Here is a 22745-nt window from a genome sequence, read left to right as displayed (position 1 = left end):
CCCTCAGAGCTTGATCTCGATGTCGACACCGGCCGGCAGGTCGAGTCGCATCAGAGAGTCAACGGTCTTGGGGGTGGGGTCGAGAATGTCGATCAGGCGCTTGTGCGTGCGCATCTCGAAGTGCTCGCGCGAGTCCTTGTACTTGTGCGGCGACTTGATGACGCAGTACACGTTCTTCTCAGTGGGCAGCGGCACCGGGCCCGCGACCGACGCACCAGTGCGGGTCACCGTCTCGACGATCTTCTTCGCCGAGGAGTCGATGACCTCGTGGTCGTAGGCCTTGAGCCGGATGCGGATCTTCTGTCCCGCCATGGCTACTCAGTAGTCCTTTGTCTCTTCACGCTCTGGAACCCGGTGTTCCCGCTCTCTCCTCCGACCCACGCGGTCGGGCGTGTCGCGCTCCCGCCGACACAGATGTCCCTTGTTCGAACATCCCTGCGGGGAATGCACACGGCCCTACCGGAACCGCAGACCGGGGGCGAAGGCCCACCGGGCGCCTGGCCGGTGCCGCACCACACTTCCCGGAAGATTCCCGTACGTCCGCCCCAGCGCTGCCTTACGGCAGTTAGGGCGACGAGTACTGTGGGACTCGCTTCCGGTCCCCCCGGCGGGAGGCGCGCAGCATCAACACTCGACCGAGCAACTCCGACAGTCTGCCACATGCGACAGGGCCCTGGCCAATCGAGCCGGAGAGAATACCCCGAGCGTGACGCAACTCAAACGCGGCCCGCCCTTCGCCGACGGAGACGGCCGGCCCGACGCACCCGGCCTGAATCCCGGCGGCCTCCCCGCCGGGCCGGATCGGCGCCAACATCACCACCACCAGGACAACGGACCCGAGGCGCCGGCGAGGGAGTGGAGCGAACGTCTCACCGGCCGACCCCCGTCACCTGGGACATCGCGCGCCTCAGGCGAGACATTCGCTCCAGTCGTGACAGCGGCGCCGAAGGCGGGGCCTACGCCCGCCCTAATCTCTCCCCCATGCCCCGTACGACGCCACCCCGGCCCCTCGGCATCACCGCGCACTTCCCCGAGCTGGCCTCGCTCGCCCGTGGCGCCACCCGGCTGCATCCCCGCGCCGGAGAGCCGACCCGGGAGGACAGCTCCGTCGGCGGACCCCTGCTGACCGTCGACGGCCACGAGGGCGACGGCAGCTGGGCCCCGTTCGAGGACCAGGCCCCGGGGAAGCCCTGCTACCGCGGCTGGGCCGAGTCCACCCACCTCACCATCGGCCGCGGCTACAGCCTCCAGCTGTACGTGTGCGTGGCCTCGTACGAGCACCCGCACATCCAGAACATGCATTGACTTGCACCTCGGGCTGAAGCCCGAGGATTCTGGCCTTCTCGATCGTTGCTGTGCCGCTACGCGGCACGGGGTTCGGTCGGGAATCCGTGGCTTCCTGTTTCTTCGCGCTGTGCCGGGATTGCTCCTGGTCTTACCGGCGCTCCGCAGGCCGATACCGCCAGTCCGGCGGCCGTCTTCACGTTGATCGCGGCGTTGGTGTCCCGGTCGTGGACCGTGCCGCAGGCGGTACAGGTCCATTCCCGCACGTTCAGGGGTTTGGGTCCGTCCACGATGCCGCAGGTGGAGCAGGTCTGGGAGGTCGGTGTGAACCGGCCGATCTTGACCAGGGTGCGTCCGTACCGGGCGGCTTTGTATTCCAGCATGTTCACGAACGACGCCCAGCCCGCATCATGGACGGACTTGGCCAGCTTCGTGCGGGCCAGTCCCGCCACCGACAGGTCCTCCACGGCGATCCCTTGGTTCTCGGAGATCAGCTTAGTGGAGAGCTGGTGGTGGAACTCACGGCGTGCGTCGGCAACTCCGGCGTGGGCGCGGGCGACCTTCAGGCGGGCCCTGGCCCGGTTCTTTGATCCCTTCTGCTTGCGGGACAGCTCCTTTTGGGCCCTCTTCAGTTTCTTCTCCGCGCGCCGGAGGAAGCGCGGGGAGTCGATCTTCGTGCCGTCGGAGAGGACGGCGAAGTGGGTGAGGCCGAGATCGATGCCGATGGTGCGGTCGGTCTCCGGCATCCGAATCGCGTCGGCGGCGGGATCGGTGTCGAGGACAAAGGAGGCGAAGTACCGTCCGGCCGCGTCATTGATGACGGTGACGGAGGTGGGGGTGGCGGGCAGGGTGCGGGACCATTTCACCTTCACCGCACCGATCTTCGGCAGGTTCAGACGGCCACCGCCGGTGATGTTCCAACGGGCGTTGGCGGTGAAACGGATCGACTGCCGCCTGTCCTTACGGGACTTCAACCGTGGTGCTCCCACCTTCGGTCCCTTGCGCGTGCCCTTGAGGGAGGCGAAAAAGTTGCGGTACGCCTTCTCGGCATCCCGCAGGGACTGCTGGAGCACCACCGCAGAAACCTCGCCGAGCCAGGACCGCTCGGCTGTCCGCTTCGCCTCGGTGATCAGCTTCCGGGACAGCTGACCGGCCGTCGGGAACGGCTGCTCGGCCTTTCGGGCGTCTTCACGGGCGCGGACCGCATCGTTGAACACGACCCGGGCGCACCCGAACGCCTTCGCCAACGCAGTCTGCTGACCGGTGTCCGGGTACAGGCGGAAGCTGTACCTGAGCTGCATGACCGGCACCCTACGTACCTGGGTCACGGGTGAGATGCAGGAGATCAGAACTGGTCGCCACTGTGCTTTCGTGATGCATGTGCACTTGGTCTTCGTGACCAAGTTCCGGCACAAGATGTTCACCGATGCCCACTTGAGGCGGATGGAGGAGATCATGCGGTCGGTGTGTACGGACTTCGAGTGCGACCTGGTGGAGTTCAACGGCGAGGGCAACCACGTCCACCTGCTGGTGAACTTTCCGCCCAAGGTCGCCGTGACCAAGCTGGTCAACTCCCTCAAGGGCGTCTCGTCCCGCCGCCTCCGTCAGGAGTTCCCCGACCTGGTGCGCCACTACTGGCGGGCCAACAAGCTCTGGTCCGGGTCTTACTTCGCCGGAACCGTCGGCGGCGCCCCGCTCTCCGTGGTCAGGCAGTACATCGAACAGCAGAACCGGCCGGTGTGAGCAACGCCCGGTTCCGCCGGGGAGAAGCCCTCGCGACGCTCCGCGCCACAGGCGAAGAACCGCGGTGTCCGCGCCGCCGACCTGAGTCTGCGACGCTCCGCGTCGCCACTGTCAGATTCGCTTCACCACCGGCCTGAAGGCCGATGCACTGCGAATGAATTCCGGTAGCCGGAACCGACGCGCACGGCTGCCTGCGGGCCCTCAGCAGCGGGTGCCGGCGCGATCGCCGCACCGCTCACGAACACCGGCGTGTCCAGGAGGCTGCCCCTGGAGGTCCTGACGAGCCCGGCCGCCTGGGCGGGCTGCGTGGCGGGCGCGCTCGCCGAGGACGACCTGGTACGGAAGCCGGAGCGCGCGGTTCCAGGACATCGACATCGTCCACCGCCGTCCGCTGGGCATCGGCCTGATCACCCTCATGCGCCGCCTCGTACCGCCCGAGCGGCGGCACGCCGTGGCGGTGGCGGCGGTCCGCGCGCAACGCGCCTTGATCGCCCCTTGAACGCCCCTTGAACGCCCCGCTCAGGCGTGCCGCACGGCCCCCGGCCGACCGGCCTCGAACGCCTCCATGAACTCCCGCATGACCACAAGGGAGAAGGGGTCCGTGTCCGGATTGGACGGGGTCACCACGCTCACCACGTACCCGGGTTCCAGCGGCGGCTGACTCCGGCGGTAGAACACGGCGTACGGTCCCTGGCCCGAGCCGTCGAGGGCGTAGCCGTTCTCCTCCCAGAAGTCCTCCATCTCCTGCCCCGACGTGAACGTGACCGCGGCCGGCGTCACGTCGTCCTTCGGCAGGTTCATCTCCCAGGTCTGCCATGCCTCGTTGGTGAGGAACTCACCGTCCACGTACAGACCGGGCCATCGCCGCCGCGCACTCCGGACGAAGCGGACCATGGCCGAGGGCAACGACGTGTCCACGATGAAGTCCGTCGCGTAACCGGTCAGTTCCACCAGTCTTCCCTCCCGTCACTTCCATCGCACAGTGCCATCGAACGCCCTCAGCCTACGAGTACGGACCGCCCTCGCATGCCACGAATGGCCGCATTCCGGCGCCCACCAGCGCGCGCTCTTGCCAATACGCCCCCGAAGGCGTAATGGCGACAGCCCATGTTGACCGCGCCGAGGTGATCCGAACCGTCGGACGCGCCCACGTCCTGCCCCGGCGCGCCCCGCCCAAACCCCCGTCTCGTGGGTCACGGTGAACTCCAACTGGATGGGCGCCCCGTACGTACTGCACCAGCGGCGGCACGACGTTCTTCCAGCCGATCAACCCGCTGCCCGACGACCAGGTGACTTACGTCGGCGCGACGTACCGCTGCCTCCAGGGCCTCAGTCCCAGCCCGGCTGGGAGCCCCCGAACGTCCCGGCCCTGTGGCAGCGCCTCTGACCTGCGCGCATGCGAGGGTTGCGCCATGCGCGCCACCGTGCTGACCTGCGCCGTCGTCACCGCCGCCGCACTCACCGGCTGTGCGGCGCCGACCGGACCCCTTAAGGCATCCGTGCGTGCCACCGCCTGGCGCCCGGAACGGCTGCGCCCCGGCGCGTAGCCCGACCGCACCGTGCGACTGCCGTCAGACTTCTTCGGCGAGGGCCTGTGCCACCGGGTCCGCTTCACAGCCCCCGAACGAACTCCTCCCACGCCTCCGGCGTGAGGGCGAGCCGGGGGCTCTGTTCGCGGTACTTGGAGTCGCGGATGTGGATGGTGCCGGGGGTGTTGGCTATTTCGACGCAGGACTCGCCGTCGTTGCCACTGCTGTAGCTGCTCTTCGACCAGTCCAGCGCGACTTCCACGCAGGAGTCCCCTTCTGGGCCGCCGCTGTAGCTGCTCTTGAACCAGATCATGTTTCTCCCAGCAGTCGCTCGATGAGCGCCAGTGACTCCCCCGGCGGGAGCGCCTGCGCCCGGATGGTGCCATACCGCAGCTCAAGGATGCGCAGCTGCTTCGGTTCGGAGGTCGGACGGCCGTTGAACGCTCCGTCGGAGCGCCCCACTGCCGTACCATCCGCGAACTTCAGCAGCTCGATCCTCCCACTCATGCCGGGATGGGCAACGCTGTCCAGCGGCATCACCTGAAGCGAGACGTTGTTCAACCGCCCCACCTCCAATAGGCGTTCGAACTGCTGTCGCCGCACCATTGTGCCTCCAACCCTGCGGCGAAGAGTCGCCTCTTCCAGGACGAAGCTGAGCGACGGGGCTGGCGCGCGCTCGAAGATCGACAGCCGAGCCATGCGAGCCGCCACCAGGCGCTCCACCTCCTCCTCCGAGTAAGGAGGTTGCCGTACTTGGAACAGGGCACGCGCGTGCTCGGGCGTCTGCAACAAGCCGGCGATGGTGTCGCACTCAAACACCCCGACCTCCACTGCCCGCGCCTCAAGATTGGCGAGTTCCCGCACCTTCTTCGGATACCGGACCTTCTTCACGTCCTCCTTCATGGCGGCCACCCGGCCACCCGCCTTCACCACCCCATCCACCACGTCGAGGTACTCAAGGCGCGGGATCCGCTTCCCGGACTCCAGCTTGTAGACCATGTCCTCGCTGTAGCCGACGGTCTTGCAGAAGTCGGCGACCCGAATGCCGGCCGACTCCCGCCACAGCTTCAACTGCCGCCCGACGGTCTCGATGACCGCCGCGCCCCACTCGTCGTCCGGGTCGACTTCCCAACCCGGCTCGTCCCCCTCGGTCCCACTCACGACCTCAACGTCTGTGGCCATCCCGCACCCCTCCGTCGTACGACTGACTGTGCAGCGACGCCCTACCCGTACGGCCGCACTCGACAGCGTCGACATGGCTGGACAACGGCTGGACAGTGACCCTACGCAACGGCGTCGTCACTGTTCACGGTAGGCGAGGACAGCCACGCTGAGTGACGTGAACGAGAAAACCACCCAACTCATCTCCCCCCTCCGCAACTTCAGCGTGCAGTTGCCGACGACACCGCGCGGCGCCCGCCTGGCCCGCGAGTTGGCGATGGAGCAACTGCGCTACTGGCGGTTCGAGTTGGACCCGGCGCGTCAGATCGTGGCGGAGCTGACGGCGAACGCGGTGACGCACGGCGGGGTCCCCGGCAGGGACTTCCTGCTGCTGATGTACGTCATCGGCGACACCCTGCGCATCGAGGTGACCGACACGAGGTCCGACCGCCTCCCGCACCCCCAAACCCCGCCGCCCACAGCGGAATCGGGCCGGGGCCTGCTCCTCGTAGAAGCGCTGGCAACCCGCTGGGGCACCACCCCGGGCCCCCACCCCCGCAAGACGACCTGGGCGGAGGTCCCCGCCCGACCGGCACCCGGAGAACCGTGCTCCGGCGAAAGGGGCGGTCTCCCCAAAGGACCACGAGAGCGAAAGAACCCGTACCAAGCCCCACCCCTCCCTCCCGCGACGCAAACTCACCCACGCGGGTGAATATGCCAACTCGGCTGGATTCGGGAGCCGTTGCCTGCCCTACGCTCAGCGCAACAACCGCAGACATGCGACGGCCCCCGCCGGGACGGGCAATCCCAGTGCGAGGGCCTGACCACCAAGGAAGACGAGACCTTCCCGATGGATACCCAGCACCCTAGCGCGCCCCCGCGCGCCCAGTCCCACGTTGCCGTGAAGAACCACCCGAACCGGCGCCCGCACTCCGCCCCCGCCGGCGGCCTGGTCCACGACAACGCCCGCCACACCACCCACTTCACGGTGATCGGCAACCACCTGGCCCAGCACCCGGACCTGTCGCTGCTGGCGATCGGCCTGGCGGTCCACCTCCAGTCGCTGCGCGCGGGCGCACGGGTCGACATCAAGACACTCGCCGCCCGCTTCAAGGAGGGCGCGACCCGCATCGCGGCGGCCCTGCGCGAACTCGAATCCCACGGCCCAGCACCCAAAAAGCGACGACCCCGCTCCCCCGGCGCAAAGCCTCTCCCCGCCGTCCCCCGCCCAACCCACACCTCCCCCACCCTCCTCCAAACGGCCACGGACCTCCTCGCCAACCTCCGCCGCCACGACCCCCGCCTACTCCTCTCGGCGTGCGACACCGCCCACCTCGCCCCGGGTGTCGCCGCCTGGCTGGAACGCGACGTAACCCCCACAGCCGTACGCCACGCCCTCACCGCGAACCTCCCACCCGAGGGCCTCCACCGCCCAGCCGCCCTCCTGGCCCACCGCCTCACCACCCAGCTACCGCCCCCACCCCCCTTCCGCGCGCCCGCCCCACCCGTCAAACACCCCCTCCAGAACTGCGACGGCTGCGACCGCGCCTTCCGCTCCCCCACCCCAGGACTTTGCCGTGACTGCCGCCCTCCCCTCGCCGCTGCCGCCTGAGCCCATTCCGTCCTGTTACCTGCCCTCTGGCCGGATACTCTGGCCGGGGCACCCTCCGGAGGACACCATGAGCACTCAGGCCGACCACGGAAACGAACTGATCCCTCGTCCCGAGCTGACCCCTGATGCCCTGCGTGCAGCTCTTGCCGTCGTCGCTCCAGGTCGCCTTGGGCGAGATGCAGGCCACGAAGGACGATGCCTTCGCCAAGGCAGTCGAGTGGCAGTCTCTGAGCCCTGTCCAGAGCTGGGTCCTGATCTGGGCCCAGCAGATCGAGATCGCCCGGCGGCCGGACCTGTCCACTCGCTACGCCCAGGCGCAGAGCAACCTGGAACACGAGGATCCGGCCATCGCTTGGGAAGCCCTTCGCGAGTTGAGCACCGTTCTTGACGTGGCGATGAAGGGACTCACGCTCGTCCACCGCACCTCGACACCGAGCGCAAAGGCCCGTACTCGGCCACGTCCGTTCTTGCCGTGCGGTGCCCGCTTCTTCAGAGGACTTTCCCGGGCGCTCTTCTTCCAGGAGGTTCCGATGGGACGGAAGTACTCCCCGCATTGCTCGGCGGACATGCCACTGCCGTCGTCCTCGACACGAACTCGCTCCACGCCTCCGAGGTCGTTGCGCTCCAGCTCCACGACGACCCGACCGGCGTCAGCGTCCAGGGCGTTCCAGATCAGCTCCTCGATCGCCCCGACAGGGTCGCGCAGCCGCGCCAGCTCGGCGATGTGCTCCCGGCTGGTCTCCAGCCGCACCTTGACCATGACATGGGCCCTTCTTCCGCGCATCTCCCCGTCGGAGAGCCCAGTTTGCCGTCCCGCAGCGCCGGAGGTGCGGCGCGGCTGCCACATCACCCGATGAGGTTCCTCCCCTCAGCGGGCCGACCCTGCGTCCGGGCGCTCCGACTCGGCGTCCGGGTCAGTGGCGGCCGTCGCGGTGTGCGAAGGCGTGGACGCGGGTGGCGTCGGCTCACCTGGCGGTGTCGGGGCTTCGGGGTGGGATGGAGCAGGCTCGGTGGCCGTCAGTGGTGCGGGCGTGGCGGGCCACGGACCTTGTGCCCCCGGCCACGGTCCCGCCGCGGTCGGCCACGGTCCCGCCGCGGTCGGCCACGGTCCCGCCGCGGTCGGCCAGGGATAAGGCGCCGCAGGCCATGGCATCGGCGGTGCGACCCACGGCTCCGGCGTGATCGGCTCGGCCGTCTGTTGCGGGTGTCGGCGGCGGGCCCAGAGGAGGATGAGGGCGGCGTAGGCGGCCATGGAGACGATGTCCACCACGAAGAGCTGCCACGGCATGTCCGCCGCCGTCTCGTCCGACGCGAGGCCGTCCGTCACCGTGGCCGCCAGCGCGAAGGAGGAGAGGTTGTTCAGGGTGTGGAGGGCCACCGCCGCCTCCAGGCCACCCGTGCGGACCGTGAGCCAGCCGGCCACCAGGCCGAAGAGCAGCAGGTCGGCGAAGCCCCAGGCCGTGCCCCAGCCGTGGGCCGCGGCGAACAGGGCCGCCTGGGGCAGCAGGGGCAGCCACGGAGAGCGGAAGAAGGCGCCCACCGCCTGCAGCAGCCAGCCCCGGAAGAGGTACTCCTCGGCGGCGGCCTGGAGGGGGACGAGGACGGTGAGAACGGCCAGGGAGAAGAGATAGAAGCGCCAGCCGACCCAGTCCGCCGACACGGACGTGTCCTCTTCCGCGCCGGGGACGAAGAACGACCCCACGATCAGCAGCGCCACCGGCGCCACCGCGACCAGCAGACACCGGGCCAGCCAGCCCAGCCGCAGCCGCCCCGTGACGGACGAGACGGTGCCCGCCGGGCGCCGGCCCAGCCACAGCACGGTCAGCAGGACCACCGGAAGCGCCAGGGCTATGCCGGCCAGGTCGAGCACCGTGCCCTGCAGTGGACTGAAGTCGATGGTGCCGTCGTCCAGTTGGGGCATCCCGGTCACGTAACCGAAGATCTCGCCCATCCCGTACAGAACCACGCTGAGCACCACCCAGGCGACCGACGCCACCAGCGTGCCGACGAGGGGACGCCACCAGCGGTGCCGGCCCGTGACATGGGCGAGGCGGTGGTACGGCAGGGGGGTGGGCGCCGCCTGCTCGGCCGGCAACCCGAACTCAGGTGTGATCGTCATGGGATAAGAGTGCAGTCCGTATCGAAGAAGGAGACATATGGCAGGGACCGAGGAGCAGCGCGACACCGCCCGGCGCACGGAAAGGTGGTCGGTGGCGTGGTTGTTGCTGGCGCTCGCCCTGTGGGGCTGGTTTCTGTACCTGATGATCGCCGACCACGGTCCCGAGGTGGCGAGCGGTGAACCCCTGTGCCGGGGCCCGCTCGTCGAGCCGGACCCGCACGAGGCTTTCTGCGAGAGGGACAGTCTCCGTCAGTGGCCCGCCCTCCTCGGCATTCTCGCCCTGGCGTCCATCGCGTCGACCGTCACCGCCGCGACCACCGTGTACGCCAAGCTCCTCCACCGCCTGCGGAAGGCCGACAGCTGAGGCGGCCTCAGCCCGGGAACCGCACCGACTCCAGCACCCGCCCGGTCTCCGCGTGCCCCGTGTAGTCCAGGAACAGCACCCGGGACACGGGAAGATGCCATGCCTGGGGAGAGAAGCGGTAGCCGCTGGTGCAGGTGGCCGTCCAGCGGTCGTACGCCGCCTTGCGGTCGCCGACGGGGCGCAGGCCGGACTCCACGGGTGGGGCGGAGGAGCCGCTGTTGATGTAGTTGAAGGAGCCGTCCGCCAGGGTCCGGCCGGCCGGGCAGGGTTGCGCGTCGGACGCGTGGTACCAGCCGCCGGGCTGGCGGGCCTCGTACGGGCGTCCCTCGTTGCCGAGGATCGTGCCGGTCCGGATGGCGATCCCGGTGCAGCCGAACGTCATGGGCAGGCCCGCGCGACCCACCGGCTGGACGCAGGCGTCGTACTCACCGGACCGGGTCAGCTCCCAGCCCGGGGGTATCTCGAACGACAGCCGGGCGAAGGTGACGCGCGGCCAGGCGGGTCGGGTGGGGGTCGGCGGGGACGTGGTCTTCGCCGCACTGGGCACGGGGCTCGCTGACGTCGGCGTGGGTGTCGGCGTCGGGGGCACCGGCGTCGGGGACGTGGCCGTCGGCGAACTCACCGATGGCACCGGGGACTTGGGGGCCGCGTCCGATTCGTCCGTCGGTCCGCAGCCCGACACCGACGACAGGCTCACCGCCGCCAGCAACACCGGCACGACACGCCTGAGGCGCTTTCCCATGACAGTCCCTCCCCGTGTTTCCGCCTGATCGGGAAGGAGTCTTCCAGCGCCACATAACGAAACCGCCACACAACAAAACAGACCCACAACAAAACCGCACAGACGAAAGGGCCCGTACGACCGAAGTCGTACGGGCCCCTCAGGTGCTCGCGGCTGGAGCTACCGGGTCAACAGACCCCAAGCAAGCGGAACTTACTTGACGATCTTGGTGACCTGGCCGGCGCCGACGGTCCGGCCACCCTCACGGATGGCGAACTTCAGGCCCTCCTCCATGGCGACGGGCTGGATCAGCTCGACGCGCATCTCGGTGTTGTCGCCCGGCATGACCATCTCGGTGCCCTCGGGGAGGTGCACAACGCCGGTCACGTCCGTGGTACGGAAGTAGAACTGCGGGCGGTAGTTGTTGAAGAACGGCGTGTGGCGGCCACCCTCGTCCTTGGAGAGGATGTACGCCTGCGCCTCGAACTCGGTGTGCGGCGTGACCGAGCCCGGCTTGATGATGACCTGGCCGCGCTCGACGTCCTCGCGCTTGATGCCACGGAGCAGCAGACCGACGTTCTCACCGGCCTGGCCCTCGTCGAGCAGCTTGCGGAACATCTCGATGCCGGTGACCGTGGTGGTGGTCTTCTCGGTCTTGATGCCGATGATGTCGACGGTCTCGTTGACCTTCAGGACACCACGCTCGATACGGCCGGTGACGACCGTACCGCGGCCGGTGATCGTGAAGACGTCCTCGATCGGCATGAGGAACGGCTTGTCGACGTCGCGCTCCGGCTCCGGGATCGACTCGTCGACGGCCTTCATCAGGTCGAGAACGGTCTGGACGTACTCCGGGTCGCCCTCGAGGGCCTTGAGCGCCGAGACCTTGACGACCGGCAGGTCGTCGCCCGGGAACTCGTACTCGGAGAGGAGCTCACGGACCTCGAGCTCGACGAGCTCCAGGATCTCCTCGTCGTCCACCATGTCGGCCTTGTTCAGGGCGACGACGATGTACGGCACGCCGACCTGGCGGGCCAGGAGCACGTGCTCCTTGGTCTGCGGCATCGGACCGTCGGTCGCGGCGACCACGAGGATCGCGCCGTCCATCTGGGCGGCACCGGTGATCATGTTCTTGATGTAGTCCGCGTGACCCGGGCAGTCGACGTGGGCGTAGTGACGCGCCTCGGTCTGGTACTCGACGTGCGCGATGGAGATGGTGATACCGCGCTGACGCTCCTCAGGAGCCTTGTCGATGTTGTCGAACGGGGTGGCCTCGTTCAGGTCCGGGTACGCGTCGTGCAGCACCTTGGTAATGGCGGCCGTGAGGGTCGTCTTACCGTGGTCGATGTGACCGATGGTGCCGATGTTGACGTGCGGCTTAGTCCGCTCGAACTTCGCCTTCGCCACTGGGGTCCTCCTGTGGAGTGGTTCTGTACGCCTTACTTCATCGGCGCCAGGTGATCTTTGCTGTTAAATCCCGGGCCCGGGGCCATTCACCCCTGAAGGGGTTCCCACAAGTGGGTTCCCCCACGAATGGGGATGAATGGCCCGCGAGACTCCGGAGTCAAGCCTACGGCGTGGGAACGCGGTGCGTTACTCGCCCTTGGCCTTCGCGATGATCTCCTCGGCGACGTTCCGCGGAACCTCGGCGTAGGAGTCGAACTGCATCGAGTAGCTTGCGCGACCCGACGTCTTGCTGCGGAGGTCGCCGACGTAGCCGAACATCTCCGACAGGGGCACGAGGCCCTTCACGACGCGGGCACCAGCCCGCTCCTCCATGGCCTGGATCTGGCCACGGCGGGAGTTGATGTCGCCGATGACGTCACCCATGTAGTCCTCGGGCGTGGTGACCTCGACGGCCATCATCGGCTCGAGGAGCACGGGCGAAGCCTTGCGCGCGGCCTCCTTGAAGGCCTGCGAACCGGCGATCTTGAACGCGAGTTCGGAGGAGTCGACCTCGTGGTAGGCACCGTCGAGCAGCGTGACGCGGACACCGGTCATCTCGTAACCGGCGAGGATGCCGAACTGCATGGCCTCCTGCGCACCGGCGTCCACCGAAGGGATGTACTCCTTCGGGATACGACCACCGGTCACCTTGTTCACGAACTCGTACGAGGTGTCACCGCTCTCGATCGGCTCGATCGCGATGATGACCCTACCGAACTGACCGGTACCACCGGTCTGCTTCTTGTGGGTGTACTCGACCTTCTCGACGGCCTTGCGGATCGTCTCGCGGTACGCGACCTGCGGCTTGCCGACGTTGGCCTCGACCTTGAACTCGCGCTTCATGCGGTCGACGAGCACCTCGAGGTGAAGCTCGCCCATACCGCCGATGACGGTCTGGCCGGTCTCCTCGTTGGTGTGCACCTGGAAGGAGGGGTCCTCCTCCGCGAGACGCTGGATGGCGACACCCAGCTTCTCCTGGTCGCCCTTGGACTTGGGCTCGATCGCGACCTCGATGACCGGCGCCGGGAAGTCCATGGACTCCAGGATCACCGGGCTCTTCTCGTCGCAGAGCGTCTCACCGGTGGTGGTCTGCTTCAGGCCCATGACGGCGACGATGTCGCCGGCGCCCACCGACTCGATCTCCTCACGCTTGTTGGCGTGCATGCGGTAGATCTTGCCGATGCGCTCCTTCTTGCCCTTGACGGAGTTCAGCACGGCGGTGCCGGACTCCAGGCGGCCGGAGTACACGCGGACGAAGGTGAGCTTGCCCAGGTGCGGGTCGCTCATGATCTTGAACGCCAGCGCCGACAGCGGCTCGTCGTCGGACGGCTTGCGCCGCACGACCGTCTCCGGGTCCTTGACGTCCTGGCCCTCGATGGCCTCGATGTCAACGGGGGACGGCAGGTAGCGCACGACCGCGTCGAGCAGGGGCTGGACGCCCTTGTTCTTGAACGCGGTACCGCAGAACACCGGGGTGACGGTGGTGCCGGTGCCCTTGCCGGAGGCGATGGTGATACGACGGATCGCGGCGTACAGCTGCTCCACGGAAGGCTCCTCGCCCTCCAGGTACAGCTCCATGATCTCTTCGTCGTTCTCGGCGACGGCCTCGACCAGCTTGCCGCGCCACTCCTCGGCGGCCTCGACGTGGGTGTCCGGGATGTCGACGGTGTCGTACATCTCGCCCTTGGTGGCCTCGGCGGACCAGACCAGGGCCTTCATCGTCACCAGGTCGACGACACCCTTGAAGTCCGCCTCGGCACCGATCGGCAGCTGCATGACCAGCGGCTGCGCGCCCAGGCGGTCGGAGATCATGTCGACACAGCGGTGGAACTCGGCACCGGTGCGGTCGAGCTTGTTGACGAAGCAGATACGCGGAACGCCGTAGCGGTCCGCCTGACGCCACACCGTCTCGGACTGGGGCTCTACGCCGGCGACGCCGTCGAACACGGTGACAGCACCGTCGAGCACGCGCAGGGAACGCTCCACCTCGACGGTGAAGTCGACGTGGCCCGGCGTGTCGATGATGTTGATGGTGTGGTCGACGTCCTCCAGCGGCCAGTGACAGGTGGTGGCAGCAGAGGTGATCGTGATGCCACGCTCCTGCTCCTGCTCCATCCAGTCCATGGTGGCAGCGCCGTCGTGGACCTCACCGATCTTGTAGGACACACCGGTGTAGAACAGGATCCGCTCGGTGGTGGTCGTCTTGCCCGCGTCGATGTGGGCCATGATCCCGATGTTGCGGACCTTGGCCAGGTCAAGTGAAGTGGTAGCCATAAGGCTTCAGTCTTCTCTCGGTTCTCGATGGGGAAGCGACTACCAGCGGTAGTGCGCGAAGGCCTTGTTGGACTCGGCCATCTTGTGCGTGTCCTCACGCTTCTTCACAGCGGCGCCGAGGCCGTTGGACGCGTCGAGGAGCTCGTTCAGCAGACGCTCGGTCATGGTCTTCTCGCGACGGGCGCGGGAGTAGCCGACGAGCCAGCGCAGCGCCAGGGTGTTGGCACGGCCGGGCTTGACCTCGACCGGGACCTGGTAGGTGGCGCCACCGACACGGCGGGACTTGACCTCGATGGTCGGCTTGATGTTCTCGAGAGCGCGCTTCAGCGTGATGACCGGGTCGTTGCCGGTCTTCTCGCGCAGGCCCTCCATGGCGCCGTAGACGATGCGCTCGGCGGTGGAGCGCTTGCCGTTCAGCAGCACCTTGTTGATCAGGGAGGTCACCAGAGGAGAACCGTAGACCGGGTCGATGATGACCGGGCGCTTCGGGGCGGGGCCCTTACGAGGCATTCTTACTTCTCCTTCTTGGCGCCGTAACGGCTGCGGGCCTGCTTGCGGTTCTTGACACCCTGGGTGTCGAGCGAGCCGCGGATGATCTTGTAGCGAACACCCGGCAGGTCCTTCACACGGCCGCCGCGCACGAGCACGATGGAGTGCTCCTGCAGGTTGTGTCCCTCACCCGGAATGTAAGCGGTGACCTCGATCCCGCTGGTCAGACGCACACGCGCGACCTTACGCAGGGCCGAGTTCGGCTTCTTCGGGGTGGTCGTGAACACACGCGTGCAGACGCCGCGACGCTGAGGGGAACCCTCGAGTGCGGGCGTCTTGTTCTTCTCGACCTTGTCCTGCCGGCCCTTGCGGACCAGCTGCTGGATCGTAGGCACTACTTCTCCGGTTTCTGTGTGCCGATGGGTACAGCTAACCTGGAACTTTGCCGACCCACGCGGTCGGGTGTGTCGAATCCGGCGGACTCCCCGCACCAGGCGGAAAGAGGCTCAGATTGCGGTGGCCGGTCGCGGCTCGCCGTGCGGTCGAAGGCACGCACGAGAGCCAGGGCACACCCCAGGCACAAGGTCTGAGCGTACCCACCCCGCAGACTCCGGTCAAAACAAAAGCAAGGGGGCCCTGCCTCCTACCACACGGAACGGTCCTCCGCGACCTGGGGCTCCTCGGCCGAGTCGTGCCCCACGTAGTACGACGGCCTGTTCTGCACCGCCGTGTAGATGCGCGCCACGTACTCCCCGAGCAGCCCGACACAGATCAGCTGCACCGCCCCGATGAACAGCACCCCGACGAACAGCGACGTCCACCCCGGCACCGTGTGGTCAAGGACATACGCCCCGATCGTGTAGGCCATCAGCACCAGGCACACCAGAAACGCGAACCCGCCCAGCCAGGTCGCAAGTCTCAGCGGCGCCGCCGAGAACCCCGTGATGGAGTCCACCGCGAGCCGGATCATCCGCCCGAGCGGATACTTGCTCCGCCCCGCCGTCCTCGGCGCCCGCTCGTACGTCACCTGCCCGCTGGGAAACCCCAGCCAGGGCACCAGCAGCCGGTACACCCGCTGCTGGTCCGGCAGAGCCTTCAGCGCGTCGACTGCGGCCCGGCTGAGCAGCCGGAAGTCCCCCGCCTGCGCCGGCACCGAGGGCCCCGCGAGCCGTCGTACGAGCCGGTAGTAGAGACCGGCGGTCCACCGCTTGAACCCGCTGTCGCTCGCCCGGTCCGCCCGGACGCCGTAGACGATGTCGAGCCCCTCGCCGCGCGCCAGCGCCAGCATGTCGGAGATCTTCTCCGGCGGGTCCTGCAGGTCCGCGTCGAGGCTGACGACGTACTCCCCGACCGCCCGGTCCAGGCCGGCGGTCAGCGCGGCCTGGTGGCCGGAGTTGCGGCGCAGGCCGATGATCCGCAGCTCGGGCCAGCCGAGGCGGAAGGCGGCGAGCAGTTCGGCGGTGCGGTCGGTGCTGCCGTCGTCGACGGCGATCAGTTCGTACGGCACACCGAGGCCGGCGAGGACGGGGCGCACCCGGCTGACGAGGGCGGGCAGCGCCTCTTCCTCGTTGTACATCGGTATGACGACGGACAGGACCGTCACCTCTTCGGCTGCTGGGGCCACCCGGTCCTCCCCCCTCCGGCACGCGCATGCGACTCTGTGGCCGCACCCATGCGACTCTGATGCGATCTTATGACTGACACTTCACGACCCCCCGGCCAGCGGAACGTCCCCTGCCCCCGGCGGTCGGCCGAAGGGGGACGGCGGGCATGAGCACGGCTTCCAACGAGACGGCTTCCGAGGACGCCGCTTCCGACGAAACGGCGGCGGACTCCGCCCTGCCCGATGAGCGGAACGACGACGGGCCACGCCCGGGCCGCCGGCTCACCCTGCCGCCCGCCGTCCGGCCGTACGTCCCGCCGCTCGTCCTGTACGGGGTCACGAAGCTCGTGGGCCTCACCATCTTCGCCGTCCTGATGGAGTACGCGGGCGACTACCGGGAGAAGCAGCCGCGCTTCGGTGGCGGCGCCCACTGGTGGGACGTCCTGGCGACCTGGGACGGCTGGTGGTATCTCCAGGTCGCCGAGAAAGGGTACGACCCGCAGCCGCTGCGGCGGCTCGCACCGGGCGGACTCTTCACGGTCCAGCAGGACTCGGTCGCCTTCTTCCCGCTCTATCCCGGGCTGATCCGCGGTGTCTCGGAGATGACCGGACTGGGTCTGTTCGGCTCCGGGATCCTGGTCTCCGTACTGGCGTCCTTCGTGGCGGCGGCCGGTATCTACGCCGTCGTCTCCAGCCTCGCGGGCGTGCGGGCCGGCACGATCGCCGCCGGGCTGTGGGCGGTGGCGCCCGGCGCGGGCGTCGAGTGGGCGGTGTACTCGGAGTCGCTGTTCGTCGCGATCGCGTCCTGGACCTGCTACTGCGTGATGAAGCGGCGCTGGGTGGCGGCGGGCCTGCTGGCGTTCCTGGCCGGCCTGAACCGCCCGACCTCGGCCGCGCTCATCGGGGCGGTGGGCCTCGCGGCCCTGATCACGGTGGTACGGCGGGACAGCCGGCGCGAGCAGGGGGTCGCCGGGCCGGTGTACGCGATGTTCGCGGCGCCGCTCGGCCTGCTGACGTACATCGGCTGGGTCGGCTACAGCATGGGCGACCTGACCGCGTACTTCACCCTGCAGAGGGAGGGGTGGGCGCACTACTTCGACTGGGGTGCCTACACGCTGGACGTGCTGCGCAATGTCGCCGTCGGCCACAACGACTACCTGTTCGCCTTCACTGTGCCGGACCTGCTGGCCGTGCAGCTGGTGATCGCGCTGCCCTTCCTGATCGCGCTGATGCTGCGCAAGAGGCCGCCGCTGGTGCTGGTCGCGTACACCCTGGCGAGCATCGTGACCGTGCTGGGCACCCAGCAGATGTTCGGCAACACCTCCCGCTATCTGCTCCCGGCCTTTCCGCTGCTGCTGGCGCCCGCGGCGGCGATGAGCCGGCTGAGATGGCCGAGCCTGGCGGTGTTCTTCACGACGACGGCGGTGGCGTCCGGCTGGTACGCGCACTACGTGATCTTCGAGCTGGGCGTGCCGTAGCCGGGCGCCGGGGCGCGGGCGGGTCAGCCCGCTCCTGACCCCGACACGGGCCTGTCCGCCCGTCAGCCCGCTCCCGATTCCGAGGCGGCCGCCGCCACCATCAGGATCGTCAGGAACACGGCCCAGCCCGCGACCGACAGCCAGCCCAGGATCAGGCCGGCGAGGGCGAACCCCTCGCCGCCCTGGCCGGTGCGGCGGATCTCGGCGCGGGCCGAGTGGCCGAGGATCACCGCGGGGAGGCCGGTGAGCCCCATGGTCATGGTGGTGAGGACACCGCAGACCATGGAGCCGATCGCCTTGCTGTTGGTGGGCGGCGGCGGGGCGGGCAGGAAGGTGCGCGGCACCACCGGCGCGCCGAAGCCCTGTGACTGGACGGGCTGGGTCATCGGTCCGACGGGCAGGTCGGCCACCAGCACGGACAGCTCGGCGACCGTCCGGGCGTCATACGCCCGGGCCACCCGCTTCTCGAACTCGGCCTGCTGAAGGCGGCCCTCGCTGAAGCCCGCTCTGAGCACGTCGACGGCGCGCTCACGATCGGCGTGGGAGGCGAGCATCGACGGGCTGCTCTGCCCCTGCCACGGCTGCCATGGCGACGGATACGACACGGACACACCTCCCCCGGACGGCTGACTGCCTCCATCATTCACCAACGCGCCCCGGACGCCGACGGTTCCCCCGCTGAAACCGCCGAACGATCGTCAACTCCCGTTAACTCTCCGTCCCCGGGTCCCCCGCTCCGGCCCGCCTCTCCCGCCGGCCCGTCCCCCGGGCCGCCCGCTCGGCGGCGAAGACGTCCTCCAGCCGGAACAGCTGGGCGCGCCCCGCCTTACCGGCAGGTTTCAGCCGACCCAGCTGAACCCACTTGCGAATCGTGGCAGGCGCGACCCCGACCTCCCGAGCGGCCAGCGGACCGGGGATCAGAGCAGGCATCGGCGGCTTCATCGACCGGCCTCCCTGGTGGCGCGCGATCGGGCGGCGGGCGAACCGGTGGCGGGCGAACGGGTGGCGGACGGGCCGGTGGCGGAGGACCCCGAGGCGGACGCCCCGGTACCGGGCGCGCCGGAGGCGGACCAGCCAGTGGCGGACCACCCCGTACCGGACGCGCCAGTGACGGACACCCCGGAGGCAGACGACCCCGTGCCGAACGCGCCGGTGACGGACGGCCCGGTGACAGCCGACCCCGTACCGGACGCCCCAGTGACAGCCGACCCCGTGCCGGACGCGCGGGTGACGGACACCCCGGAGGCGGACGACCCCGTGCCGAACGCGCCGGTGACAGGCGCCCCAGTGACAGCCGACCCCGTGCCGAACGCGCCGGTGACAGGCGCCCCAGTGACAGCCGACCCCGTACCGGACGCGCCAGTGACGGACACCCCGGAGGCAGACGACCCCGTACCGGACGCGCCAGTGACGGACACCCCGGAGGCAGACGACCCCGTGCCGAACGCGCCGGTTACAGGCGCCCCACTGACAGGCGACCCCGTGTCGGGCGAGGCCCCGGCAGCTGACCCCGTGGCGTTCTTCCCGGTGGCAGCCGCCCGTTCCCATTCGCCCTCCTCCCAGGTGTGCCGGTAGGCCGGGTCGTCGTGGCAGCCGCACAGCGGGGCCGTGCAGCGGCACGCGGGGTTGATGCACAGGACCGCGCCCCGGTCGGGGAAGGCCCGTAGCGAGACGGAGTCGCACCAGGGGCAGCGGCCGGAGACCCGTACGACGGTCTCGGTGTCGCCCAGCGCGCGGGCGCAGCGGCGGGCCATGCGGCGGGTCTCGTCGCGCACATGCGCGGCCAGGACGGGGTCGGCGTCGATGCCGTCGAGCAGGGCCGCGATCCGGCGCAGCCGCTCGGCGACGGAAGCGCGGCGCACCCGGGGCAGGCCGAGCCGGTCGCGGACGGCCTCCTCCAGTTCGGTCACGCCGTCGGTGATGTCGCGGATGGTGTCGGAGATGTGCAGGCGCAGCGGTGCGGCGCTGTGCCCCAGGGCGACCAGGCCGTGCCGCTGCTGCAGCAGCAGCGCCTCCTCGCGTTCCTCGCGGAGCCGTTCGGCGAGGTCGGCGGGGGCCGGTGCGGCGGGGCGGTGGGCGGGGGTGGTGCGGCCGGGGGCGAGTTCGGCGGACAGTTCCGGGAACTGCTTCAGGAGCAGGCCGATCCAGAGGGCGGCGTGCGTGGTGGGACTCTGCTCAGGCAACGGTCCCTCCCTGGCCGGGCAGGTACCGCAGGGCCACCGGGAGGAGCGGGGCGGGCACCGGGACCGGGCGGCCGGAACGCCACAGGCGGCCGCCGCAGACGCCGTCGAACCAGCTCTCGGCCGGGGCCACGGCGTCCTCGCAGGCGCGCCGCACGGTGCAGCGGGCGCAGGCGCGCAGGGCGGGCGCGGCCACCTTGGGCTTCTTGGCGAAGACGATCCCCGGGGGCAGACCGACGCAGGCCGCGGCGGACTGCCAGGCATCAGGAGGTGGGCAGGAGTTGGCTACGGACATGGAGCCTCCCTGGCGTTGCGTGAACGAAGCGAGCCGAGTGAACGCCCCCCACAGTTACAGATTGCGTGCGCGCTCGCAATAAGTTTCGAACACCCTCCGCGGCGAGACCGGCGCACCCGGCGCCCCCATGGCCTTCGGCCACAAATCCTCCGCGAACCGCACCGATTTTCCTCAGTGCTTGCACGAGAGCACGTAATTCCGCGCGCGCAAGCAAGCTAAACTTGTGCCCCCCGAAGGGAAGCGAGCCCACAGATGACCAGCCAGGATCTGGACGCGTTCGCGGCATGGGTCGAGGACCTGATGCGCGACCGCGGTTACGACATCGACAGCCCACGCGGCGGCGGAAAGTCGCGGATCGCGGACGAGGCCGGCGTGCACCGCGCCGCCGTCACCCGTCTGCTGCAGCGCCAGAGCATGCCCGACCTGGAGACCACGCGCCGGCTCGCCCGTGTGCTCGGCGTGCCGGTCCGGGACATGCTCATCCGCTCCGGCCGCCTCACCGCCGAGGAACTGGCCGACCCGCACGAGTATCTGGCCGCGCCCGCACCCAGCGCGGAGTTCGGCCGCCGCCCCACGCTGGAGGAGGTCGCCGACCTGCTGGGGGTGCCCGCCGACCGGCGGGAGATGTTCGTGCGGGTGGTGGAGCAGTTCCTGCCGAGCGAGGCGGAGGCGCGGGACGAACTGGTGGAGGCGGCGGTCGCGACATCCCCCGGCGTCGACTGACCGCACCGCCCCGACGGGCACCCGTGGGCCGACGGGTGCACCAGCGCGGTACGGCCGCCGCGACGCCGGCCACCGCGCGAACCGACGGCGCCGCCATCGCCGTAGAACCGCCGCACGAATCAGTCCCCCCTCCCCCACATCCACACCCCCGCCCCACCTGGCTCTTCAGCCCCTCCGGCGCCACCGGGCGCAATTGCCTCGCCGATTTAGTTGCGTGCGCGCACGCTCGTCTGTCACAGTTGGTGCAGCGGCGGAGCTGTGCCCGCGAGACGGGCAAGGCCACCTCGCCGTACGCCGGGCCGTGGCGCCGCGGCCCCTGCTCGCCTTCCCCCGCGCGGCGCCCGCCCGGTGTCCCTCACCCCGCCCAGTCGACCCGAGGTGACCCGGCATGACCACACCCACCCCACCGAGCGCCTTCCCCGACGTCGAGGCCCTGGTCGTCGACATCCTGGAGGCCGACTCGGCCCTGTCCACGGCGCTCGTCACCGTAGAGCCGCCGTCGGACTTCAACGGCACGACCGCCGCCGTGCTCGTCAACCGCCGCGGCGGTGCCTGGATCGGCGAACTCCACGTCGACCAGCCGCTGATCGAGCTGGAGGTCTACGGCCCGACCAAGCAGGAGGCGCACGTGCTGGCCAACTCGGCCCGCCGCGCCCTGATGGCCGCGGCCGGCAGCCGCTACGGCAGGAACCTCATCACCGAGGTGGAGGAACAGGACGGCCCGCGCTGGCTGCCCGACTACCTCTACGCCGCGGCGAACCGCTACGTGTGCGTGCTGAAGGTGTTCCTGGACGTCTACTGACGCACCGCACCGCACCGTAGACCCCGCGAGTACCACCCCACAGACCGAAGGCCCCGCCGATCCCGGCGGGGCCTTCGCCGTACCCGGACCCCCGGTGACGGAAGCCAACACCCCATCTGTTCAAGGAGATATCCGCATGGCAGGCACCAACTCCTCCGAGATCCGTATCGCCGGAGTCGGCCGGCTCTACTACGCCCCGGCCGGCACCGAGCTCCCGGCCGGCTTCACCGGCACCCCCGCGACCGACTGGAGCGGCTGGACGGACCTCGGCTACACCTCCGGCGACGGCGTCACCTTCAGCAAGAAGGACAAGCTGGAGCCGATCGACGTGTGGCAGGCGGTCAGCCCGGTGCACTTCGTGTACTCGGACCGCGACCTGACGCTGAAGTTCTCGCTGCTGCAGTTCAACGAGGACACGCTGCCGCTGTTCATGGGCGGCGGCGACGTCTCGGCGGTGGACACCACCAACAACCCGGGCGTCTACAAGTACGAGGTCGCCGACCGCCCGTACGCCGATGTCCACGCCCTCGGCCTGGAGTTCACGGACGTCCGCGCGGGCGGCGGCACCGACGACGCGGTGACCTACCGCTTCGGCATCCCGCGCGGCCAGGTCACCGCGGTGGACGACCTCAAGCTGGCCCGCAAGTCCGCGGCCCAGCTCGGCATCACCTTCACCGCGATGGCCACGCCGGGCCAGTCGGCGCTCGCCACCTTCCTGATGAAGGACGCCTCGTACGCGGCCTGACCCACGGGGGCGGGGGGGGGGGGCCCCCCCCCCCCCCCCCCCCCCCCCCCCCCCCCCCCCACAAAACCCCCCCCCCCCCCCCCCCCCCCCAAAACCCCCCCCCCCACCCCCCCCCCCCCCCCCCCCCCCCCCCCCCCCCCCCCCCCCCCCCCCCCCCCCCCCCCCCCCCCCCCCCCC

Annotated in this window: 27 protein-coding genes and 2 pseudogenes; 12 read left to right on the top strand and 17 right to left on the bottom strand. The window is 69.5% G+C overall.

Annotated elements, in window-relative coordinates; all coding sequences use genetic code 11:
• Positions 1-3 precede the first annotated feature (3 nt).
• Positions 4-312 carry a 30S ribosomal protein S10 gene (rpsJ, locus tag ACH5AC_RS00145; protein WP_003948644.1) on the bottom strand — a complete coding sequence of 103 codons (309 nt, stop codon included), beginning with the start codon at positions 310-312 and terminating at the stop codon, positions 4-6.
• 669 nt (positions 313-981) lie between these two features.
• On the opposite strand from rpsJ, the gene ACH5AC_RS00140 reads away from it, so the two are divergent.
• Positions 982-1305: a hypothetical protein gene (locus ACH5AC_RS00140; RefSeq protein WP_398860083.1), complete on the top strand. Its 324-nt coding sequence runs from the start codon at positions 982-984 to the stop codon at positions 1303-1305.
• A 56-nt stretch (positions 1306-1361) separates the two neighbouring features.
• On the opposite strand, the gene ACH5AC_RS00135 is transcribed toward ACH5AC_RS00140, so the two are convergent.
• Positions 1362-2585, bottom strand: a complete 1224-nt coding sequence (locus ACH5AC_RS00135; RefSeq protein ID WP_398859231.1) for an RNA-guided endonuclease InsQ/TnpB family protein — start codon at positions 2583-2585, stop codon at positions 1362-1364.
• Between ACH5AC_RS00135 and tnpA the strand changes: the two genes are divergently transcribed.
• Entirely contained in the window at positions 2584-3027 is a 444-nt protein-coding gene (gene tnpA, locus ACH5AC_RS00130; RefSeq protein ID WP_398859230.1) for an IS200/IS605 family transposase, read from the top strand. The two genes, ACH5AC_RS00135 and tnpA, sit on opposite strands and share 2 nt — an antisense overlap.
• 519 nt (positions 3028-3546) lie before the next feature.
• On the opposite strand, the gene ACH5AC_RS00125 is transcribed toward tnpA, so the two are convergent.
• On the bottom strand, positions 3547-3978 hold the full coding sequence (locus tag ACH5AC_RS00125; RefSeq protein ID WP_398859229.1) for a hypothetical protein: 432 nt from the start codon (positions 3976-3978) through the stop codon (positions 3547-3549).
• A 281-nt stretch (positions 3979-4259) separates the two neighbouring features.
• On the opposite strand from ACH5AC_RS00125, the pseudogene ACH5AC_RS00120 reads away from it, so the two are divergent.
• Together ACH5AC_RS00120 and ACH5AC_RS00115 are read left to right on the top strand one after the other, a co-directional pair.
• Positions 4260-4414: pseudogene (locus ACH5AC_RS00120) on the top strand (carbohydrate-binding protein); the annotation flags it as partial.
• A 25-nt stretch (positions 4415-4439) separates the two neighbouring features.
• The gene (locus ACH5AC_RS00115) at positions 4440-4574 is read left to right on the top strand and encodes a hypothetical protein (RefSeq protein ID WP_398859228.1); all 135 of its coding nucleotides are present in this window, start codon (positions 4440-4442) and stop codon (positions 4572-4574) included.
• Positions 4575-4638: 64 nt separating this feature from the next.
• Here ACH5AC_RS00115 and ACH5AC_RS00110 read toward each other — a convergent pair whose 3' ends face one another.
• Both ACH5AC_RS00110 and ACH5AC_RS00105 read right to left on the bottom strand, forming a co-directional pair.
• A complete protein-coding gene (locus ACH5AC_RS00110; RefSeq protein ID WP_398859227.1) occupies positions 4639-4869 on the bottom strand; it encodes a DUF397 domain-containing protein in 231 nt (76 codons plus the stop codon).
• Complete coding sequence (locus ACH5AC_RS00105; protein ID WP_398859226.1) at positions 4866-5738, bottom strand: helix-turn-helix domain-containing protein; 873 nt, start codon at positions 5736-5738, stop codon at positions 4866-4868. Before ACH5AC_RS00105 ends, ACH5AC_RS00110 begins: the two co-directional genes overlap by 4 nt.
• 157 nt (positions 5739-5895) lie before the next feature.
• Between ACH5AC_RS00105 and ACH5AC_RS00100 the strand changes: the two genes are divergently transcribed.
• From ACH5AC_RS00100 to ACH5AC_RS00090, 3 genes and pseudogenes are all read left to right on the top strand, one after another.
• On the top strand, positions 5896-6429 hold the full coding sequence (locus tag ACH5AC_RS00100; RefSeq protein ID WP_398859225.1) for an ATP-binding protein: 534 nt from the start codon (positions 5896-5898) through the stop codon (positions 6427-6429).
• A gap of 138 nt (positions 6430-6567) precedes the next feature.
• Positions 6568-7329, top strand: coding sequence for a helix-turn-helix domain-containing protein (locus ACH5AC_RS00095; protein ID WP_398859224.1), 762 nt, complete (start codon positions 6568-6570; stop codon positions 7327-7329).
• A gap of 67 nt (positions 7330-7396) precedes the next feature.
• Positions 7397-7736: pseudogene (locus ACH5AC_RS00090) on the top strand (hypothetical protein); the annotation flags it as partial.
• On the opposite strand, the gene ACH5AC_RS00085 reads toward ACH5AC_RS00090, so the two are convergent.
• Both ACH5AC_RS00085 and ACH5AC_RS00080 read right to left on the bottom strand, forming a co-directional pair.
• Positions 7634-8089, bottom strand: coding sequence for an ATP-binding protein (locus ACH5AC_RS00085; protein ID WP_398860038.1), 456 nt, complete (start codon positions 8087-8089; stop codon positions 7634-7636). The pseudogene ACH5AC_RS00090 and the gene ACH5AC_RS00085 sit on opposite strands and share 103 nt — an antisense overlap.
• A 108-nt stretch (positions 8090-8197) precedes the next feature.
• Positions 8198-9448, bottom strand: a complete 1251-nt coding sequence (locus ACH5AC_RS00080) for a type II CAAX prenyl endopeptidase Rce1 family protein (RefSeq protein ID WP_398859223.1) — start codon at positions 9446-9448, stop codon at positions 8198-8200.
• A gap of 37 nt (positions 9449-9485) precedes the next feature.
• Between ACH5AC_RS00080 and ACH5AC_RS00075 the strand changes: the two genes are divergently transcribed.
• Positions 9486-9812 carry a hypothetical protein gene (locus ACH5AC_RS00075; RefSeq protein ID WP_398859222.1) on the top strand — a complete coding sequence of 109 codons (327 nt, stop codon included), beginning with the start codon at positions 9486-9488 and terminating at the stop codon, positions 9810-9812.
• Between the two features lie 7 nt (positions 9813-9819).
• On the opposite strand, the gene ACH5AC_RS00070 is transcribed toward ACH5AC_RS00075, so the two are convergent.
• The 6 genes from ACH5AC_RS00070 to ACH5AC_RS00045 form a co-directional block, all read right to left on the bottom strand.
• Positions 9820-10554 carry a hypothetical protein gene (locus ACH5AC_RS00070; protein ID WP_398859221.1) on the bottom strand — a complete coding sequence of 245 codons (735 nt, stop codon included), beginning with the start codon at positions 10552-10554 and terminating at the stop codon, positions 9820-9822.
• 192 nt (positions 10555-10746) lie between these two features.
• A complete protein-coding gene (gene tuf, locus ACH5AC_RS00065) occupies positions 10747-11940 on the bottom strand; it encodes an elongation factor Tu (RefSeq protein WP_398859220.1) in 1194 nt (397 codons plus the stop codon).
• Positions 11941-12126: 186 nt separating this feature from the next.
• Positions 12127-14253: an elongation factor G gene (gene fusA / locus ACH5AC_RS00060; RefSeq protein ID WP_398859219.1), complete on the bottom strand. Its 2127-nt coding sequence runs from the start codon at positions 14251-14253 to the stop codon at positions 12127-12129.
• A 39-nt stretch (positions 14254-14292) separates the two neighbouring features.
• The gene (gene rpsG, locus ACH5AC_RS00055) at positions 14293-14763 is read right to left on the bottom strand and encodes a 30S ribosomal protein S7 (protein WP_264924788.1); all 471 of its coding nucleotides are present in this window, start codon (positions 14761-14763) and stop codon (positions 14293-14295) included.
• 2 nt (positions 14764-14765) lie between these two features.
• Positions 14766-15137: a 30S ribosomal protein S12 gene (gene rpsL, locus ACH5AC_RS00050; protein ID WP_003948652.1), complete on the bottom strand. Its 372-nt coding sequence runs from the start codon at positions 15135-15137 to the stop codon at positions 14766-14768.
• A gap of 248 nt (positions 15138-15385) precedes the next feature.
• Positions 15386-16366: a glycosyltransferase family 2 protein gene (locus ACH5AC_RS00045; protein ID WP_398859218.1), complete on the bottom strand. Its 981-nt coding sequence runs from the start codon at positions 16364-16366 to the stop codon at positions 15386-15388.
• A gap of 146 nt (positions 16367-16512) precedes the next feature.
• On the opposite strand from ACH5AC_RS00045, the gene ACH5AC_RS00040 reads away from it, so the two are divergent.
• A complete protein-coding gene (locus tag ACH5AC_RS00040) occupies positions 16513-17823 on the top strand; it encodes a glycosyltransferase family 39 protein (protein WP_398859217.1) in 1311 nt (436 codons plus the stop codon).
• 62 nt (positions 17824-17885) lie between these two features.
• Here the strand turns inward: ACH5AC_RS00040 and ACH5AC_RS00035 are convergent, their stop codons facing one another.
• From ACH5AC_RS00035 to ACH5AC_RS00020, 4 genes are all read right to left on the bottom strand, one after another.
• Positions 17886-18428 carry a DUF1707 and DUF4190 domain-containing protein gene (locus ACH5AC_RS00035; protein WP_398859216.1) on the bottom strand — a complete coding sequence of 181 codons (543 nt, stop codon included), beginning with the start codon at positions 18426-18428 and terminating at the stop codon, positions 17886-17888.
• A gap of 103 nt (positions 18429-18531) precedes the next feature.
• Positions 18532-18765: a hypothetical protein gene (locus ACH5AC_RS00030; RefSeq protein WP_398859215.1), complete on the bottom strand. Its 234-nt coding sequence runs from the start codon at positions 18763-18765 to the stop codon at positions 18532-18534.
• Positions 18762-20006, bottom strand: coding sequence for a hypothetical protein (locus ACH5AC_RS00025; RefSeq protein ID WP_398859214.1), 1245 nt, complete (start codon positions 20004-20006; stop codon positions 18762-18764). Before ACH5AC_RS00025 ends, ACH5AC_RS00030 begins: the two co-directional genes overlap by 4 nt.
• A complete protein-coding gene (locus ACH5AC_RS00020) occupies positions 19999-20298 on the bottom strand; it encodes a WhiB family transcriptional regulator (protein ID WP_398859213.1) in 300 nt (99 codons plus the stop codon). The genes ACH5AC_RS00025 and ACH5AC_RS00020 overlap by 8 nt, the downstream gene beginning before the upstream one ends.
• A gap of 252 nt (positions 20299-20550) precedes the next feature.
• Here ACH5AC_RS00020 and ACH5AC_RS00015 point away from each other — a divergent pair, with 252 nt between their 5' ends.
• The 3 genes from ACH5AC_RS00015 (at position 20551) to ACH5AC_RS00005 (ending at position 22568) form a co-directional block, all read left to right on the top strand.
• Positions 20551-21021, top strand: coding sequence for a helix-turn-helix domain-containing protein (locus tag ACH5AC_RS00015; protein ID WP_398859212.1), 471 nt, complete (start codon positions 20551-20553; stop codon positions 21019-21021).
• 388 nt (positions 21022-21409) lie between these two features.
• On the top strand, positions 21410-21823 hold the full coding sequence (locus tag ACH5AC_RS00010; RefSeq protein ID WP_398859211.1) for a hypothetical protein: 414 nt from the start codon (positions 21410-21412) through the stop codon (positions 21821-21823).
• A 136-nt stretch (positions 21824-21959) separates the two neighbouring features.
• The gene (locus tag ACH5AC_RS00005) at positions 21960-22568 is read left to right on the top strand and encodes a phage tail protein (RefSeq protein ID WP_398859210.1); all 609 of its coding nucleotides are present in this window, start codon (positions 21960-21962) and stop codon (positions 22566-22568) included.
• Positions 22569-22745: the final 177 nt, after the last annotated feature.

It is taken from the genome of Streptomyces sp. NPDC018693 (assembly GCF_044391385.1).
Classification (GTDB): domain Bacteria; phylum Actinomycetota; class Actinomycetes; order Streptomycetales; family Streptomycetaceae; genus Streptomyces.
The sequence above is the reverse complement of the archived record's forward strand: the minus strand, read 5'-3'. Positions and strand labels throughout refer to the sequence as shown.

Coding starts and splice junctions, on each gene's coding strand:
- rpsJ (WP_003948644.1), bottom strand. CDS start 312: ATGGCGGGACAGAAGATCCGCATCCGGCTCAAGGCCTACGACCACGAG.
- ACH5AC_RS00140 (WP_398860083.1), top strand. CDS start 982: ATGCCCCGTACGACGCCACCCCGGCCCCTCGGCATCACCGCGCACTTC.
- tnpA (WP_398859230.1), top strand. CDS start 2,584: ATGACCGGCACCCTACGTACCTGGGTCACGGGTGAGATGCAGGAGATC.
- ACH5AC_RS00135 (WP_398859231.1), bottom strand. CDS start 2,585: ATGCAGCTCAGGTACAGCTTCCGCCTGTACCCGGACACCGGTCAGCAG.
- ACH5AC_RS00115 (WP_398859228.1), top strand. CDS start 4,440: ATGCGCGCCACCGTGCTGACCTGCGCCGTCGTCACCGCCGCCGCACTC.
- ACH5AC_RS00110 (WP_398859227.1), bottom strand. CDS start 4,869: ATGATCTGGTTCAAGAGCAGCTACAGCGGCGGCCCAGAAGGGGACTCC.
- ACH5AC_RS00105 (WP_398859226.1), bottom strand. CDS start 5,738: ATGGCCACAGACGTTGAGGTCGTGAGTGGGACCGAGGGGGACGAGCCG.
- ACH5AC_RS00095 (WP_398859224.1), top strand. CDS start 6,568: ATGGATACCCAGCACCCTAGCGCGCCCCCGCGCGCCCAGTCCCACGTT.
- ACH5AC_RS00085 (WP_398860038.1), bottom strand. CDS start 8,089: ATGGTCAAGGTGCGGCTGGAGACCAGCCGGGAGCACATCGCCGAGCTG.
- ACH5AC_RS00080 (WP_398859223.1), bottom strand. CDS start 9,448: ATGACGATCACACCTGAGTTCGGGTTGCCGGCCGAGCAGGCGGCGCCC.
- ACH5AC_RS00075 (WP_398859222.1), top strand. CDS start 9,486: ATGGCAGGGACCGAGGAGCAGCGCGACACCGCCCGGCGCACGGAAAGG.
- ACH5AC_RS00070 (WP_398859221.1), bottom strand. CDS start 10,554: ATGGGAAAGCGCCTCAGGCGTGTCGTGCCGGTGTTGCTGGCGGCGGTG.
- fusA (WP_398859219.1), bottom strand. CDS start 14,253: ATGGCTACCACTTCACTTGACCTGGCCAAGGTCCGCAACATCGGGATC.
- rpsG (WP_264924788.1), bottom strand. CDS start 14,763: ATGCCTCGTAAGGGCCCCGCCCCGAAGCGCCCGGTCATCATCGACCCG.
- ACH5AC_RS00040 (WP_398859217.1), top strand. CDS start 16,513: ATGAGCACGGCTTCCAACGAGACGGCTTCCGAGGACGCCGCTTCCGAC.
- ACH5AC_RS00030 (WP_398859215.1), bottom strand. CDS start 18,765: ATGAAGCCGCCGATGCCTGCTCTGATCCCCGGTCCGCTGGCCGCTCGG.
- ACH5AC_RS00020 (WP_398859213.1), bottom strand. CDS start 20,298: ATGTCCGTAGCCAACTCCTGCCCACCTCCTGATGCCTGGCAGTCCGCC.
- ACH5AC_RS00015 (WP_398859212.1), top strand. CDS start 20,551: ATGACCAGCCAGGATCTGGACGCGTTCGCGGCATGGGTCGAGGACCTG.
- ACH5AC_RS00010 (WP_398859211.1), top strand. CDS start 21,410: ATGACCACACCCACCCCACCGAGCGCCTTCCCCGACGTCGAGGCCCTG.
- ACH5AC_RS00005 (WP_398859210.1), top strand. CDS start 21,960: ATGGCAGGCACCAACTCCTCCGAGATCCGTATCGCCGGAGTCGGCCGG.